Source organism: bacterium, from assembly GCA_021372535.1.
Classification (GTDB): domain Bacteria; phylum Latescibacterota; class Latescibacteria; order Latescibacterales; family Latescibacteraceae; genus JAFGMP01.
This window is the reverse complement of sequence record JAJFUH010000230.1, coordinates 1-17,766: the sequence shown is the minus strand read 5'-3', so window position 1 is coordinate 17,766 and position 17,766 is coordinate 1. Positions and strand designations below refer to the sequence as shown.

At 43.9% G+C, this 17,766-nt stretch carries 11 protein-coding genes and 1 tRNA gene; all 12 read right to left on the bottom strand.

The features are described 5' to 3' along the window. On the bottom strand, positions 1 to 308 hold a 308-nt coding region (locus LLG96_19995), incomplete at its 3' end, for a hypothetical protein (GenBank protein ID MCE5252490.1). An 888-nt stretch (positions 309 to 1,196) separates the two neighbouring features. Continuing rightward, entirely contained in the window at positions 1,197 to 4,499 is a 3,303-nt protein-coding gene (locus LLG96_19990) for a PAS domain S-box protein (GenBank protein ID MCE5252489.1), read from the bottom strand. 406 nt (positions 4,500 to 4,905) lie between these two features. Then, the gene (locus tag LLG96_19985) at positions 4,906 to 6,411 is read right to left on the bottom strand and encodes a hypothetical protein (protein ID MCE5252488.1); all 1,506 of its coding nucleotides are present in this window, start codon (positions 6,409 to 6,411) and stop codon (positions 4,906 to 4,908) included. Positions 6,412 to 6,538: 127 nt separating this feature from the next. Next, positions 6,539 to 8,542 (bottom strand): methyl-accepting chemotaxis protein, encoded by a 2,004-nt coding sequence (locus LLG96_19980; GenBank protein ID MCE5252487.1) that lies wholly within the window; start codon positions 8,540 to 8,542, stop codon positions 6,539 to 6,541. 301 nt (positions 8,543 to 8,843) lie between these two features. Continuing rightward, on the bottom strand, positions 8,844 to 9,251 hold the full coding sequence (locus LLG96_19975) for a hypothetical protein (protein ID MCE5252486.1): 408 nt from the start codon (positions 9,249 to 9,251) through the stop codon (positions 8,844 to 8,846). A gap of 241 nt (positions 9,252 to 9,492) precedes the next feature. Further along, complete coding sequence (locus LLG96_19970; GenBank protein ID MCE5252485.1) at positions 9,493 to 10,872, bottom strand: sigma-54 dependent transcriptional regulator; 1,380 nt, start codon at positions 10,870 to 10,872, stop codon at positions 9,493 to 9,495. Positions 10,873 to 11,521: 649 nt separating this feature from the next. Further along, positions 11,522 to 12,430: a hypothetical protein gene (locus tag LLG96_19965; protein ID MCE5252484.1), complete on the bottom strand. Its 909-nt coding sequence runs from the start codon at positions 12,428 to 12,430 to the stop codon at positions 11,522 to 11,524. A gap of 614 nt (positions 12,431 to 13,044) precedes the next feature. Continuing rightward, positions 13,045 to 13,121: transfer RNA gene (locus tag LLG96_19960), tRNA-Val, on the bottom strand. A 47-nt stretch (positions 13,122 to 13,168) separates the two neighbouring features. Continuing rightward, positions 13,169 to 14,446, bottom strand: coding sequence for a GTPase HflX (gene hflX / locus LLG96_19955; GenBank protein ID MCE5252483.1), 1,278 nt, complete (start codon positions 14,444 to 14,446; stop codon positions 13,169 to 13,171). 148 nt (positions 14,447 to 14,594) lie between these two features. Continuing rightward, a complete protein-coding gene (locus LLG96_19950; protein ID MCE5252482.1) occupies positions 14,595 to 16,301 on the bottom strand; it encodes a hypothetical protein in 1,707 nt (568 codons plus the stop codon). Continuing rightward, positions 16,289 to 17,356 carry a DUF362 domain-containing protein gene (locus tag LLG96_19945; protein ID MCE5252481.1) on the bottom strand — a complete coding sequence of 356 codons (1,068 nt, stop codon included), beginning with the start codon at positions 17,354 to 17,356 and terminating at the stop codon, positions 16,289 to 16,291. The genes LLG96_19950 and LLG96_19945 overlap by 13 nt, the downstream gene beginning before the upstream one ends. A 120-nt stretch (positions 17,357 to 17,476) precedes the next feature. Further along, on the bottom strand, positions 17,477 to 17,766 hold a 290-nt coding region (locus tag LLG96_19940; protein ID MCE5252480.1), incomplete at its 5' end, for a pyruvate, phosphate dikinase.

Here is a 17,766-nt window from a genome sequence, read left to right as displayed (position 1 = left end):
GCCACACGCATTGCTAATGATACATCAGTATCTAGAGGTTGAATATTTTTAGGAAGTTTTGTTAATCGCTTAATTTCTTTTATTTCATCATCAGTAAACGTGGTTTGCAGCATATTTTCCGCAGCTCTTTTTATATAATTTCCTTTTCCTGCCAAGCGTAGAATCCCATCACAAGGACCTCTGAAAACAATTTCTGTTTTATCTGGTTTGTATTTATTTCCTTTTTTTATAACTTCATATTTACTGTAAAAATAATAAATACCGATAAAAAAACTGATTAATAAAACGGTCAGAACTAAAAATTTCATCTTCGACTGATTATGTGATTGAAATTTCATTTGTATGACCATTGAATAGAGTTTTTTGGGGTTCTTCAATATTTTATATGGGTAAATACAGGTGTACATATCAAAGTATATAATGTCCCTGTATAATGTCTGTTGTGCTCATTTCGAAAGCCGAAATTGTAAGCGTGTTTACATGCTTCTCATCGTCAGAGCCAACACCTTGCATGTCACCAATGAAAAATGTAGAGAAGATAAAGATAAACCTATGTGTAAATCAAGGCTTCCCGAATCGTATCTTGTTGAACTGTCTACATAAAAGTTATTAAAGAATGATAATAATACTATTATTATATTCATTTTTTGAATCGTTTACATTTTCTACTCCGGTTATTTTACTACATATTATAAGTTATAAGCTATCATCAAAATAATTCTAATTCAACCTTTTTTTATCGGATACGCAAGGACACAGAAATTCCCGAAGGCGAGGTATCTGGAAACTATGAAGCTTTGTGGGGTATGTGACTGCTGTCGGGGAATAATATTATCAAGCTTCGCAACTGCCGGGAGAGAAAGCAATATTTATTCGTAACTTGATTAAGAGGGCTGTGATAAAGTATATTTTTCACGAGCCCCATGACGAAATGTGTTGTTTCGGTGTTGTCAAACAAATGTAAATCGGCACTTCGTGCCGATCCTTGACAACTTATATCCACGTAAACTCTGTTTATCACAACGCTTCTAATGCCCTGTCCCATGACATTTTTACGTGGTGTTCGTAAACTTTCGGTATATAGTCAGCAGCCGCATGTTTTTTCATATTAATAATGATTTGCGCATAGAGAATAACCATTGGTTCATAGTACCGGGAAATACCGATTTATAATAAAATAGATTCAATCCGGTCTATTATTTCGTTATGAATTTCCGTATTGTAATAGCAAGATCCTTCGTTAAAATCGGTTTCATTATAACTTCCTTAATTCCGATTTCATTAAGCTTTTCTTTATGAATCATATCACCGAAACCACTTATAAGGATAACCGGGATATCTTTTCTTATTTTGATAATTTCTCTGGATAAATCCATGCCATTCATATTCGGCATCATGTAATCGGTAATAACAAGATCGAATTGGTCCGGTTGTGTACGAAACACGTCAAGCGCATCCACACAACTGTTATAAGCTGTGACTTTATACCCTAAATGTTCCAGCATTCGTTTAATAAGATTTGTCAATTGTTCTTCATCATCAATAAAGAGAATGCGTTCGTTACCACCAGGCAGAACAGTTTTATCATGATTTTTCGTTTGTTCATGCTCATCAACACGCGGGAAATAAACATGGAAAATAGTACCTTTCCCCGGCTCGCTGTACACACTTATATCACCGCCGTGATTCTTTACAATACCATGGACTGTTGCCAGGCCCAGACCGGTACCTTCACCCTGAGATTTTGTGCTGAAGTATGGTTCGAAAATACGTTCCATTGTTAGTTTATCCATGCCCGTTCCGGTATCGGATACTTTCAGAACAACATAATCCCTTTCTTTAAGATTCGGATGGAATTGTATAAAATGCTTATCGGCAGTTATCTGGCTCAAGCTCACATCGAGCACCCCGCCATGATCTTTCATAGCATGAAACGCATTCGTACAGAGATTCATAAGTACCTGATGTATCTGGGTAGGATCTGCCAGAATAACACCGCAATTTGAATTAATATTCTGCTTGATTTTAATTGTTTTGGGTAATGTTGCCTGCAACAATTTCAGACTTTCCTTAACAACAGGCTGAATTTGTATCGGCCTGCGTTCCGCTTCGATCTGACGGCTGAACGCCAGTATTTGTTTGATAAGTTCTTTTGCCCTGTCACCGGCTCTAAGGACTTCTTTCAAATACTTACCGGTAGCGCTTTCCGTGCTTATATTCGTCATGGCCATTTCAGTATAACCAACTATAGCAAAAAGTATATTATTAAAATCATGCGCGATACCTCCTGCCAGCGTACCTATTGCCTCCATTTTTTGTGCCTGGCGAAGCATTTGTTCCAATTTGAGTACCTGCGTTACATCACGATTTATAACCAGGTAATTAAATACATTCCTGTTACTATCGCATACCGGTGAAATGGTTGTTTCAACTTCAATCAGTTTACCATCCTTCCTTTTATAGGTAATCTGACCCCGCCATTCCTCACATTTTTTTGTTTTTTCCAACATTATATTCTGAAAGAATTGAATGCCGAATTCACTATTAATAAAATCGGGAGTATGCTCAAGCGCTTCCGACCGTGAATAACCTGTAATTCGCTCAAAAGCCGGATTCACATAATTTATTATTCCTTCAGTATCGGTTATATAAATTGCTTCATTTGCCTGTTCCACAGCCAGAGCCATTCTTGTTCGTTCTTCTTCATCCAGCTTGTCACGTGTTATATCACGGCCAACAAAAATCAAGGCTACAAGAGACTGATTTTCATCATACATAACCGTGGATTGTACGCTTATATAACGATGCTCTCCTTCCATAGTGTATTGCAGCTCACCGCGCCATCCACCGGATTTAGTCTTTTCGAAGATTTCAGGAATATATGTGTTGGTAAATATTCTTTTAAATACCTTACATATATTCTGGTTCATAAATTGATTGTAATCGGAACGATTTGCTTTCAAAACAGAAGGACTGGTATAAATGATAGTACCCTCAAAATCCGTACAGATCACAAGATCGGTCATATTCTCTAGAATTGTTGCCTGGAAATTCATTTTTTTCTCTGCTTTTCTGCTCTCCGTTATATCCCTGAAAACAATCACCACACCATTGACAATGTCTTCCTTATTGCGTATGGGCGAACAGATATAAGAAATCAACCTCTCTGTATGATCCTTGGCACGCAATACCGCATAATCAGTAATTCCTGAATCTTTTACGTCGTTCATAATACGGTCAACAGGACTAATTTCGGAATTTCCGCTGACTTCGTTTACGATAGGGAAAATATCCTCAATCGAACGACCGAGAGCATCATGTACACGCCATCCTGTGAGTACTTCTGCCACCGGATTCAGACGGCTGACACATCCGTCAATATCTGCAGCGATAATCCCATCCCCTATGGAATTGAGGGTAATATCAAGACTTTCCTCGCTTTTTCTGAGGTCATTCTGGGTGGATTCGATATCATCGAGCATTATGTTTATATTTTCAGCAAGACTTCCAATTTCATCCTTACTGGCAATTGTAACTTTTTTGTTTCTTTCAGATGAAGTTCCGATTTTTTTAACCTGATCAGACAAGGAAATAATAGGTTGAAATAACTTCATCACTAGAAGCCATGTAAAAATCCCGATAGTAAAAACTATTGCAGTACCAACCCAGTAAAATGCTTTTTTAGCAGTTATAACCGGTTTATACGCTTCACTGACAGGGTAATTTGCGGTTAAAACCCATTGAGTTTTTTCCACCTTTTTATATATTCTAAGGACGGGGACATCTGTTCCTGTAACCATCTCAATCGTCCCCTCAAATCCTTCTTCGATCATTTTATCATTGCTTTTTTCCATGATCAGATTTTTATCGGGATGCATGATTCTGACACCATCCTGGGTATATAAAGAGATATATCCCGTCTTACCGATTTTAACCTTGGAAAGCTCCTCCAGAAAACTTCCTCTCATGAGATCAATACTGCCCTCAAAAATACCAATTATAAGTCCTTTATTATCTCTGATAGGACAGGCAAGCATGATTGAGGGATGATGATGTTCCTGGGTGGAAATATACGGAGCGGATATATATGGCTTTCCATAAGCCATTACATATTTATAATAATCCCGATTGGAGACATCCAGCCCACGTCTTTCAAGTTTAAAGGGACTTTCCGCGATTCTTTTCCCTTCGGTGGAAAGGAAAAAAATCCCATTATTATAAATTTCATGTAATCCAGTGCGACTATCGAGAAAGCTCTGAGCCTTTTCAGGATCGTTAATTATGTCAGGTGTTACCCATTTGGATGTTTCCGTGAGAATGTTTTGCGCTTTTGTTATTTCTTTCGATATTCCCTCCGCCATGAGAGATATAAATGTAAACTGCTGATCGGTTATACTCTCTTTAAATTTCTTCTGATAATATGATGATATTACAACATTTATAACGACCGCCCACACAAGAACCAGGAGGGCAACCATAATTACGATTTTTGTTTTCATGTTTTGAAAGAGCATCAGAATACCCGAATAGAGGTGGTATTGTTTGTTTGGGTATGGCTTGCTTATAAGAAAATATTCCGACTTCGTTTAATAATTCAGTATGTACGGGTTCAGCTGTCGGAAAAAAACGCGACTGACCGATCCACACGCTCTTGACATCTCCAGATCCCAATTTTGTTCATCGGTACTTAAAAGATATTTTCTCTATCATATATATTTTACCAGACGATGAGTTCCCTTTAAAAATCAGAAAATACCTCCCGTTTTTTGATTCCTGTATACGGGTATCATTCCCACATGAATAACTATTATTTTACTTTTACAAAAGTAAATAGCACTCAAACCATAAAAAATCAAGTTAAAATAATATGAATATATTTATTTCATGCATTATTTTTGCATAAAATTATATATTGATCTGAAATCTCATAATAAAAGCGTTTGCCTTTCCGATATCCTCAAGATCAGAACGGATATAATTCAGCATCACCCGGGCATTCGAATTGAGATACCAGTTCACGCCGAAAGTGATATCGTTCGCTTCACCGCCGTTTATTTCTCCATCGGTGAGGTCGATTTTTGAATACCGTACGGCCAATTCCCATGCGCCGTATCCCCCGTTCCCATAATAATTGTTTTCGGTCATGACCGCACCACCGAATGCCCCGTTTGCCTGTTTATAGGCACGTGAATTATGAGTCAGGAAAAAGCTCCCCATTATATAAAATGAGGAAAAATCGGCATCAGCGCCGGTTTTCATCTCAACTCCGGAACGGATATACTCGCCCTGAACGGACCCACGGCCGTATACTCCGCCGAGCTCTCCATTGATCAAACCCACATTGTCAGCCTTGAGATTACCGGTGTCCACAAATTGAGGCCCTATATGTGTTTCCGGACGTGATTTATACACTACCTGATCATTTAACGGATTTCTGTAACTGTATGATGCTCCGACATGAAGAAGTATCTTGCCGTTCTCCGCGAAAACCGGTAGTCCGGTCAGCCGTGCCGTATAATTGTATTTCCCTTTCCCCGTGCCATTGCCGTAAGAGTCGGTTTCACGGAAGGCGCCCAATGCCCATGTCGCACGCTTCTGTATAACTGTATTGAAAAGCATGATACCGGTGTCTCTGAAAGGATTTAGTGACTGGCTGAACGACCGCTCGATGAATGTAATATCATTGCTGCTCGTGAGCTGTTCCATCCCGATCGGCTCTTTGAAATGTCCGATACGCACATTCCCAACAGCAGGGATATCGCGCAGACCGGCATATACATCAAGAATATCGACTTTCCCGCCATTCAGACCATACAGTGCATTGAATTCAAGGTTGTTATAGATTATTCCCGAACACTGAATCCAGGCTCTTCGGAATTCAGTGCCATCCTGGAACGTACCGACAGTTTCCTCAACTTTTTTCTGTCCGGACATGAACGTCCAATCATTCATAATCCGGGCACCGAACTTGATCTGAAATGCTTTATCGGTGGTATTCATGCAGATACCATTCTTCCAGAAAACCTTGAAATCTTCAGTAGATGCTTTTTTTTCCGGTACATCCTTCGTTTGAGGGGCTTGAGCGGACGGGCCGGGTTTCGATGAATTATCGATATTATTACGAAGTTCGGACATCAGCGATCGTATTTCCGTCGCAAATCCCTTCATGACCTCACTGTCTGTCTGAGTTGTATTCCTGATCTGAGCTATATCCTGCTCCAGCTGAGCGATTCTGGAAGGCACATCCTGTTTCTGCTGCTCATCGAGAGCCTGGATTCTTTCCTCGACACTTTTTATAAGCGCCAATACATCATTCAGATTCTGAGTCTGTGTCGGTGTCTGTGCAAAGCTGTCCGGGCATATGAACATCAGCACTACAGACAGGCATATTAATGGATAAACTATACGCATTTTTATATCCTTTGATTGTACTGTTATTAACACCGGAGGTCATGAACTGTTTTTTGTGAAGAGGGGTGACTGACCAGAAAACTCAGGGAAGCCCCCCCTCTCCTGCGGAGAAAACCGAAGATGATGTTTAAAACTCTTCAAACTCATCATCGAGCGGAATCACATCATTCGGTTTCATGACATGGGTTGTCTGTGCTGCTGATGTCTTTGACGCATGAAAGGTTTTGGGCTGGTTTTTCTTGGGCCCGGGAAGTCCCTTGGGCGCTCTGGCTTTGGGTAAAGGTTTTATCATGCCTTTTCCGTTATGATTGCCGTCCGCACCATCAACGATACCTATAAGCGTTTCAACCATTCTATAGAGCTCGGAAGCCTGCGAGGAAAGCTCCTGACTTGCAGAAGCAGATTCTTCCGCATTGGCCGCGGAACTCTGTGTAACCTTATCCATCTGCGCAATGGCGACATTCACCTGAGTGACTCCCTGTGCCTGTTCTTCGCTGGCAGCGGAAACTTCACTGATGAGCTGTTTTACTTTCTGCGTGGTCTGCGCAATCTCATCAAAAATCTCCGCAACTTCTTTATTTACCTCAACACCGTTGTCGGCATTCATTTGTGATCCTTCGATCAGGGAAGCAGTATTTTTTGCAGCCTCGGCGCTCCGCTGAGCAAGATTACGCACTTCTTCCGCCACAACGGCAAATCCCATTCCCGCTTCACCCGCACGGGCAGCTTCCACAGCGGCATTGAGAGCCAGAAGATTGGTCTGGAAAGCAATTTCATCGATAGTTTTCAGAATCTTTGCGGTTTCATCGGAAGAGGCTTTTATCTTATTGATGGATTCTATCATCTTTTTCATTGTTTCGGAGCCTTTTTCCGCCGTTCTTTGCGCGTCATTCGCCATAGTATCGGCCTGTTTCGCATTCTCGGCATTCTGCTTTGTCATCGAGGTTATCTCTTCAAGAGATGAGGATACTTCCTCGATACCCGAGGCCTGCTCGCTTGCACCTTCGGCCATCTGCTGGCTTGTCGAAGATACCTGGTTTGAAGCTGCGGCAACCTGCTCAGAACCGCTTGTCATACCCTCGATAATCTTTCTGAAGCTTTCTCCGGTTTCATGCAGTTCTTTTGTACTCAACGTGCTTAATCCCTTGAAGATGTCTCTGATCGGTTTCACAATTCCGCGCGAAATGATATATCCCAGCACTATCCCGATAATGATTCCGCTGATAATCAGTAATACCATGAGAAAATTTGCTCTTGACATTGTCGAAAGCATGGAGGCTTTCTGGTCCTGACGCAATTCGCCGGCCTTTTCCTGAAGCTCACGAGCAGATGCGACCATGCCTTCTTCTTCTTTTTTCTGATTCTGAACAAGCGATATATAGGTATTGAAATCTTTATAGTATTCTCCCACAGCGCTTATAACTTTATCGGCCTGCTGGTCATTGGCGGAATCCTTGAAACGTACTTTCAGGTCATTACAGAGGTTCAGCAGATCAGTGACCGTTTTATTAACACTATCAATCGACTGCTGGTCTCCCCGGAGTATATAATTCTTCTCCTGACGGCGGGCTTCAAGAATATATTTGTTGAGAAGATTAACATCATCGGCCTTTTCAACACGATCCTTGACAGATTCCGATACACGCTGCCGGGATATCTCGTCTATAAGCTTTTTCTTCTGGTCATTATACATATTTTCGATTTCAGTAATCGCCACCCGTGCCTGCGCTACCATGTCCTCCTCTGCTTGTGTTTTCTGGTCCTCGAGAGTAACAAAGGTAGTTAATCCTTTCAGCCATTCATCAAATTTCGAATCGATCTGTGAGACGGCTTCTTTGTCTTTGTTTTTATCCAGTTTTTTGATTGTTTCTGCGCTTTGCTGATGGAATTGTTCAGTGAGAGTCTTGGCTTCCTCGAAATACTGTTTATCCTTGCGAAGCATAAAATTCTTTTCATGCTGGCGGCCTGTCAGCGAGTCTTTAACCATACGGTTTGCAGAATCACCGATATCAACCTTAATTCGGACGGTTCTTAAACTGCTCCATCCAACATACCCTATTATGGTTGCAATCATAATGATAATGCCGAATCCCAAGGTAATTTTCGTTGAAAGTCCCATATTCTTAAACATTTTTTTCTCCTTTTTTGTAAAATCCGGGTTATATAATTTTTTTTGAATGATCACCAGGTAATTCGTAAAACGAACCTTACCAGATTTTTTGTCTGAAGCAGAACTTATAAATCCATGTCGATTTTATACCGACATTATTCCGATCCGGGCATGTATACCTCCTCCTTTTCAAATCCAGTGATGATAGTTAACGGTTTATTCCATATATGACAGTCGAAAAATTAACTTATATCTAATATATACGGCACATTTCTCGCAGGCAGAATGCATGCCCGGATACTTATCACTTTTTGCCGTTCCGTTACTCACAGCCGCTCCCATCGCGCATTTCCTCTTTGTCCTGCTGACTCATTATCATTTTATCCAGTATGGCGGCAATTTCTGAATGATTCCGATCGAAAAAACTCAAAAAACGCGGGTATAACGAATATCCTTTTGATATCGTTGTATCACTATGGTCGGGAAGAATTAAAATGATCCTGATGTTCCGAAGAACCGCATGAATGGAAGCGATATTATCGAGGTCATTCTGGTCTTTGACAAAAAATACGATTATGACATTTTGGCATGAAGGTCTGAACAGTCTATTCTTCAATTCCTCGATACTCCCATAGGTTTCCTTATTTTGTACAGGTACTTTAGATTCTATCGCATACTTAAAGAACTTCGCTTCGTTGTAATCCGGCTTCATGTAAAAAAGAATTTTCATCTTGTTTTAAATCCTTTCATTCAGTGTAAACGGAGTCGCTTGCTGTGCAGTTATAATTACAAATTCCGTTCCACTTTTTTGCATGGTGATCTTAATTATTAATTATCATATTGTTAGCATCAGCCAATACAATTTTGCATTTAAAATAACCACACGGAATAATCCGGGAAATGTCCTGTTGATAGGACAGAGTCCGATATTCAGGATTGTATTCTGTCAGCTTTTTGCGGGAATAATGAGATTACTGGGGAGAGGACAATTTGAACTGTTTGAGAAGCCCATAAAGCCGTGAACGCGAGAGACCCGATATACGACATGCTTCTCTCACATCACCGTTTGTTGAATTCATGAGGCTGCTCAGATATTCCTTGCCGGAATCATTGAGAAAATCCTTATAAGGCAAGAATTGTGTATAGGGGATTTTTTCATCGCTCTTCTTCTTGCTGACCGAAGCGCGTGCAAGGTGGATGCGAATATTGGGAGGCAGGTTTGTCGGAAAGAGGGTGTGTTTGTCCCGGGCATTGGAGATGACCCATTCCATAGTGTTGACCAGCTCTCTGACATTGCCAGGCCAGTCATATTCTGTCAATGCATATAAGAACTCAGGTGAATACCCTTTTATCGATATTCCGTATCGTTCGCATATGCTTCTTATGTAATAAGCTGCAATATCTCTTATATCTTCTTTCCGCTCTCTCAATGGCTGGATATGAATATTGAACGAACGGAGACGGTAGAGAAGATCCTTTCTGAATTCGCCACTTTGTACCATGTTATCGAGATTACGGTTTGTGGCAGCTATCAGCCTGAAATTACTTGTCACCTCCGTCTGGGAACCGATTGGCCGGAAACGATGGAGTTCCAGTACTCTCAGAAAGGTTTTTTGAAGGGAAAACGGAAGTTCGCCAATCTCATCAAGAAATAATGTCCCTCCATCAGCTTGCTTGACAAGTCCTATCTGATCTTGCACCGCACCCGTAAAGGCACCTTTTCTATGACCGAAAAGTATACTCTCAACGAGTGTTTCCGGAAGCGCGGTGCAATCCACAACCACGAAGCTTTTTTCCGAACGCCTGCTGTTCTCATGTATCGCCCATGAAAACAACTCTTTTCCCGTTCCGGTTTCACCGGTAACGAGAACATTCACATCACTGATAGCGGCCTGAGCCAGAAGATTCAAGCATTGTAAAAAAGGCTTACTGCTTCCGATAATGCCTTTCAGATTAAGAACAACCGGCGTTTTTTTTAATAATTTTTCTTCACGGTATTGTATTGCCCGTTTGAGCGATAAAATAATTTCTTTCAATGATGATTGCTTTTCGATATAATCCCAGGCACCGTTGTTTATCGCAAGTTCCGCGCCATTGGGATCACCGGAACCCGTAATTATGATTACTTCGGGGGATGAGGGTGTTTCTCTGATCGCGGGTATAACGTCAAGGCCGTTTCCGTCGGGTAACTGTACATCTAAAAAAACAACATCAATGTCATCGCAACATACTTTTTTATAAGCACTTTTCAGAGAATGCACATACTCGACCTGATATCCCATTTCCTTTACCTGACAGGACAGCATTTCACAGATCATCTTGTCGTCATCAACTATCAGTACTTTTGCCATTATGCGGAAACCAGAATGATATTATCTTATATCTTGTTTTCAGAAGAATTATATTGTAAATGAAAAATAATAATTATATATATTGTCGATTATAATAATTTATCTATATAAATAGCCTAAATTATTATAGCAAATAATAATAATTCTTAAAAAAGTATTTGTCAAGTATCATGTACTGTTATACCATATTTACATAATGATAGTAATAACAATGCAACCGTTCGATACCTGATCGTTACGGGATACTTGACTGTCTGGCGTGCGGCGATTATTTGACTTGATAAGGGAATTGAGAAGTAACGGGCATAAAACAATATAGAATCGAAACTATTGTCAGCAAGAACCGGCAGGAACAGCCCCATGATCATCTGTCTACTTGCCGGAGATATTTATAAGTCATTATCGTTCATGGTGAGCTATACTGGAATTGAACCAGTGACCACCTGCATGTCAAGCACATCCATAAACCTCATATAATTTTAGTAACCTGTTTAAATATAAGATTTTGCATACGGCATCCATCACCACTGCACTGCATACTTTGTTCCCCTATTTCCCGCAATTCACCTCAGTTTAGCGACAGCGCGCAGAATCGGCCAATGCAACCGGTGTCGGGATGAGTTCCTGTACAGGACATAGTAAGGCAAGACTAAGGAATAATCGGAATCCATGACCAGTCCAGCCACCGACTCCGTCGCATTGTACAGCGTTCGTTTCGCGATAGTTTTGGCAGACCTTTAGGCCAGCCGCACGCAAGTTCTCTTTCATCCGGTGGCGTATACATGAGGTGATCCGCCGTGTTCGAGTGATAGGTGTTGAAAACACTGAGCAGTGCGTGGCCGATCTCGTGGCACAGTGTGGTATCATATGTTCCATGTCCAATAAAAACAGATCCGTAGAGAGGAAGGTGAAGACCTTCTGCGTTAGAGATATTACCAACGACGTAAACTGTAAGGTTTCTCCAACTGTTCCGGCCAAGGAGAAGAACAAAACCCTTCAGATATTCAGAGATTTTTCCACCTATGCCGGATGCGTCGATTCGATACAGGGCTTTCGAGTTCATCCGGCGTATTGCACTGCTACGCTGTACCGCAATTCGCGCTCTTGCCCGCAAGATACGGTCAGCGTGTTTAATCCGATCATCAATTTCATCATTTGTGCAAGGATTTCTTGTCTCGTCGTCGTAATCAACAATAATCACCTCGAGTTTTAAGTCGTGCATCGGAAGTTTTTCGACATCGCTGTCACCCCAGAAAATGCACCCGAGCCATTTCACCGGCCAGCCTATGATATTGAGAATCGTCAGCCCAAGCGTCAAGAACACACCGATAATTCTACAGACTGTATAGACGAGCCATTTACCCACAATCTTTATAATCCACTTCACGATCCAGATAAAGAATATCGCCAGCCAGCAAAACCACTTGTTGCAGCAGAGACACCACTTTTTACATTTCTTTTTTTTGCACTCTTTTCGTGTGCGCTTTTCTTGTTCCTCGATCGGAGTTTCGATCTTCTCTTCAAACCATTCTTTGTAGTCATCGCAGATTCTTGCCATTGGATGAGTCCTCCAACCAGCTTAATGTAGAAAGTACCAAACCAGGATGATTACGACACAGAGCACGATCAGTCCACTGATAAGGCAAGGCAGACAAAGCTTGGAAGGTGTCTTCGGTTCCAGTTCCGGCATATTTGAACCTCCCTCGTCGAAAGGCTGAGAACAAAGTTGTAGTTGTCTACGCAACTACAGTTTATTCAGCTATAATTCAATTATCAGTTGTCAGTTGCCGTAAGACATACTTCTGACTCTTTATTGAATAAGCATAATGAAAGAATAATATTGTATTTGATAATTTCAATATAATATTATACCTCAATAATGTCAAGTTTTTTTAAAAAATAGTTTGGTAGTTTATATTTGCCATTCATTTAAGATTCAGCGCCTGTTCTCTCCGAATTAGCCCCGAGTGACCACAACAACTGCATAAGTTTGCATGTCCAAAAATCATTTCGGCCGACGGAAACCAGAACCGATAACTTAATCCATCCGTGAAGTTGAGGTAACTGTCTGATGCCTTCTATCCTGGTTCTGCAACATCTGACAATAATAAAAAAAAGGCTCCCGTTATCCGGGGAGCCATTATATAACTGAGGAGTATAATAAGTCTTTCATGGTGGGCGATACTGGAATTGAACCAGTGACCTCCTGCATGTCAAGCAGGCACTCTAACCATCTGAGCTAATCGCCCATGCTTGTAAAATATAGTTACTATAAGGCCTGTATGTCAAGAACTAATCAGGTTGTCCTCTGTTCTTTTGATACAATTCCATACTTTTTCGCCAAGGAAGCAGGGATCGTAAAGGTGAGGCTGATACGGTCACCCGCCTCTTTCGTTTCCAGCACTGTGGCGTGACGGTAGACCGCGCTCAGAAGGGGCCCGTCACCCGGACCGAACTCCATGGTGAGCATGAGGTTATTCCGAAGCACTGATGCACGCATTGCTTCCTTGAGATCATCGATTCCCGACAATGTAACCGAGGAAACACAAACAGCTGTCGGATAACGGGCACGAATACCTGTAAGAAGCGTTTCGTTTTCCAGCATGTCGATTTTATTGAATACCGGGATGGTATTCGTTTCCGATACACCGAGATCGGCAAGCACCTTCATGACAACCTCGACCTGTTCTTCCCATTCGGGATTTGTAATGTCGATGACATGGAGAAGCAGATCGGCATCACGCACCTCGGCAAGCGTGGACTGGAACGATGCAACGAGATCATGTGGCAGGTTCCTGATAAACCCGACCGTATCAGAGATAAGCATGTCCGGTGTGGCTTTATACCTTACCAGACGGGTTACCGAATCGAGCGTTTTGAACAGTTTGTTCTCGACCGGAACACCCGCACCGCTCAGTGCGTTGAGCAGTGTCGATTTGCCTGCATTCGTATAGCCCACGAGAGAAATCCTGAAGCACGATTCCCGTTTTTTACGGGTCAGTTCGCGGCGCTTTTCGATGGTCGCAAGCACCTGTGCCAGGTGAGCGATACGGTCCCTGACACGGCGACGGTCTACCTCGAGCTGGGTCTCTCCCGGCCCCCTCGTGCCGATACCGCCAACCTGCCGTGAAAGGTGGGTCCACTGACGGGTCAGACGGGGAAGCATGTATTTCAGCTGGGCGAGCTCGACCTGTATTTTAGCCTCGCGGGTTCGTGCCCGGAAGGCGAATATATCGAGTATTAGCCCTGACCGGTCTATAACCTTGATATCGAGAAGCTTCTGAAGGTTTGCCACCTGAGCCGGGGCGAGGTCGTTATCGAAAATGACGCATGTCGCTTCGAGGCGGTTGACTTCTTCCAGAAGCTCCTGCGCTTTCCCCTTGCCCATATAATATGTCGCATCGATTTCCTGACGGGGCTGAATCATGGTTTCGATGACAAGGGCTCCAGCGGTATCGGCGAGCAACCGGAGCTCTTCGAGCGGCTCGTTACGGTGCTGATCGTCATTCTGCCTGTATTCCACCCCGATACCGACCAGAATCGCCCGTTCTTTTTTTTGCTCAAGTGTCAGCATTTCATTATTTCTCGAATCCATCTTTCAACAGGTGAATATATAGTGATACCAATTTCCGGAATATATGCCGAAACAAGTTCGGCATGACATCATAAATGCAGCAGTTTAATCACCAGAGTAAAAAACAGCTTCATGGTACGGCTCATGTTTAATTTCTGAGCACCCACCTGATTCCCCACATGGAATTTCTTCCGTCACATCCCATAGCATCGAACCATTTCATTTCCTGACCCGCGATGTTTTCAATCACATAGAACATCTTCAGGCTCAAAACTTCAAATGACATTCCGCAGTCGAGAAAAAATACCGTGCCGTCCGGTTTCAGAGGGCCATCCACCCATTCTGAAACATGCACTTTACCAAAAAAGGATGTCAGTAGTTTTTCTTTCAATATTTTTTTCGATACCTGGCCATGCGCGACGAGATCAAACCGTGGATACGGCCATACATCCGCGCCATCCGACGAACCGGTGTAATGGACCGTAACATCGGCAATGGAATGATCTTCCGTACCTGTGGCGGCTTTGAACCTCACTCCCGAATATACTCCGTTATTACTCATGGCACTCAGGAATTTCTCAGGCTCGAAAACCGGCATTTTCCCATTGTACCGGAAACCGTATAAACCCGCTGTCACACCCTTGTGTTTTATGGTAAAACCCGATTCAAAGCCTTTCGTACGCCACATATCGAGCCGTGAGACAAACAGAGAGTCGCTGAATTCAAGCGAGGGATAGATTGCTGTTCCATAATCGGGAGAATCCTCAAACACCCCGCCCCGTACCGACCATTCGAGTGAAGGTCCGATAATAAAAGCGAATTCAGCTTCACCATTTCCGCCTGTACCATACTTCGATGACCGTACCATACCCCCCTGGAGTTTTGAGCGATACCGGTTTCCATTCCGCATCCAGGTTAAAGAAACCCGGGAATCGTTATATGTCCAGGACCGGTCATGGAGACGGGAATCGATTGCCCGCGAGTCGCTCGAAATATGGGTCGTAATGGTCGAATTCCCCAGCTGGGTTGAAGACGATACCGAGACACCGAAGGAATCATCATCGAGACTTTTCCGTACGCCATACCGTCGGAAATACGATGCACCGGACTGGAAATAGAAAAGGGGTGACACGACAGTCCGCCCAGTCAGCGGAAGATCGTTTACTCCGAGCGACAGCGCCGTGTAACCGGTTTCACGGCTGCCCATCCATTTCTGCTTCTCAATGTCCTCGAGACCATCGCGATCCATGAGCATCCGCGCCGAAAACACAATGGATCCGCTGTCAGCAAGCGACCGTCGGTATTTCATCAGGTAGCTGCGAAAACTCGTTGCCCCGGTATCCTCCGACCCATGAATTCCATTCGATGCGCCGCCGATAAAAAGAGTGCCCGATTTACCCACATGTCTGTTGAAATAAGCCTGAAAATGAAATTTCTGGCGTAAACCCAGCGCAAAATCGGTCTCGGTCACCGGTTCAGCGGATTCTATGTTTCGGGTGACAAAATCGAGTGTCCCGGCCTCTTCGCTTTTCTTCAACGAATCGACAAATGCAGCAGGGATACAGCCAAGATCGGGCCCGAACGGTGAGCAGCCGTGCAACGGAACACCATCGATCCGTACACGCACGACAGGACCGGGAAAGGCCGGTATGAAGGGATATTTCCCCATACCGAAGGAGCTGAATTCAAGGAGAGAAACATTTCCTCCCGCCGGAATCATATCGGCTGCTGTCCACCGGAGAAGCGGAACCTCAGCGGCGCCGGAAAACGTCGTTAAAAGCAGCCACCAGAGCACGAAAAGCATACACCGGCATGGGGCAGATTCATGCATCTTTCCGTTAATTATTTGCTCCATGCCTCGCGCCACCGTTTCTGATACGGGAAGTTTGAATGTGGTTTGAACCGGCGGGAATGTTTTTCGATATCTTCGCCGACAACCTCGATTTTATCGAGGTCCGCAACGCCAAGTCCCCGTTCGTGCGCCAGGGTCAGATATCCGATATCCGCGATATCGAATCCCATCATCGACGCCATGACCGCATCGCAGGCAACGGGATCGGTTCCCGCAACAGCAATTTTCATCGATACGGGGGTCCCATCGCCGGGTCCCTCCCCCTCCATGGCCTCGAAGGCATCGATAACCGCTATATCGGGCATGAGAACTTCGCCGAGCCTGACAAGATTTTCAGCCATCGCCCTCACCTGCGAAAGAAGCCCGGGCATGGCACCGTGGGTTTGCATCTGCTCTATCGAGCGTTTGATATGCACAACGCGGAAAACAAACCATGAAATCGCTTTAATGATCCACGAATGATCCTCGATGACATTCCAGAGGAATTCTCCGACCTCCTCGGCAAATGTACCGAGCTGAATTCCATGCATACGAGGCCGCTGAACCCGTCGGAGACAGCCCATCATGTTCTTGAGGGACAGGGTCACCGCAGCGGCGTCATGGGTTTTTGCGACCGCAACCGAAATGACCGTATCCGCCCCGGCAGCACTATCGGAAAAGGCGATATCGTGTGTTCCACGGGTCTCGGTCACCAGTGTCAATGAATGACTGAAGCCCTTATGGTTGAGGTCGATAAGTTGTACATCGAAATCCCTTGCCAACTCGTGATATCCGAACCGCTCGAACGCCTGTCTGGTTGACCTCGATCCGCCTTCCGCGATTATAACCGAATCGGTCTCCGTTTCCCCGAGGAGTTCAAGCACCGGCCGTACCGCACCCGCCTGAGTCGAGGCAAGGTATGTTACCGAGGAGAGAAAATTCGGCTTGACTATCACATGCCCTTTTATCTTCGCCCGAATGTCATCGCGAACGAGCGCAAGGGCGTTCCTGACCGCTTCCTCCCTTGTCCCGCCGCATGCAACGGCAACGCGGGGGTACTTCAGGTGTATCTCATTCATACCATTAAGAATAATATATCACTCCCCATCAAACAATTAAAAACACGACTGCACATCCTGTCTTAATTAAAAAGGCTCCCACATACGAGAGCCTTTTCATGTTGAACCATCATGCCGTGATTACTTCTGCTTGATAACGGCCTGAGCGGCGGCATGACGGGCTATCGGTACCCTGAAGGGCGAGCAGGATACATAGTTCATTCCCACCTTGTGGCAGAACTCGACCGACCGGGCTTCGCCGCCGTGCTCGCCGCAGATACCGATCTTGAGGTTCTTGCTCGTGGCCCTGCCCCGCTGAATACCGATATCGATGAGCTGCCCGATGCCGTCCTGATCGATGGTCTGGAAAGGATCATCGGCCATGAGACCCTCCGCGAGGTAATGAGGCAGGAATCCGCCGATATCATCCC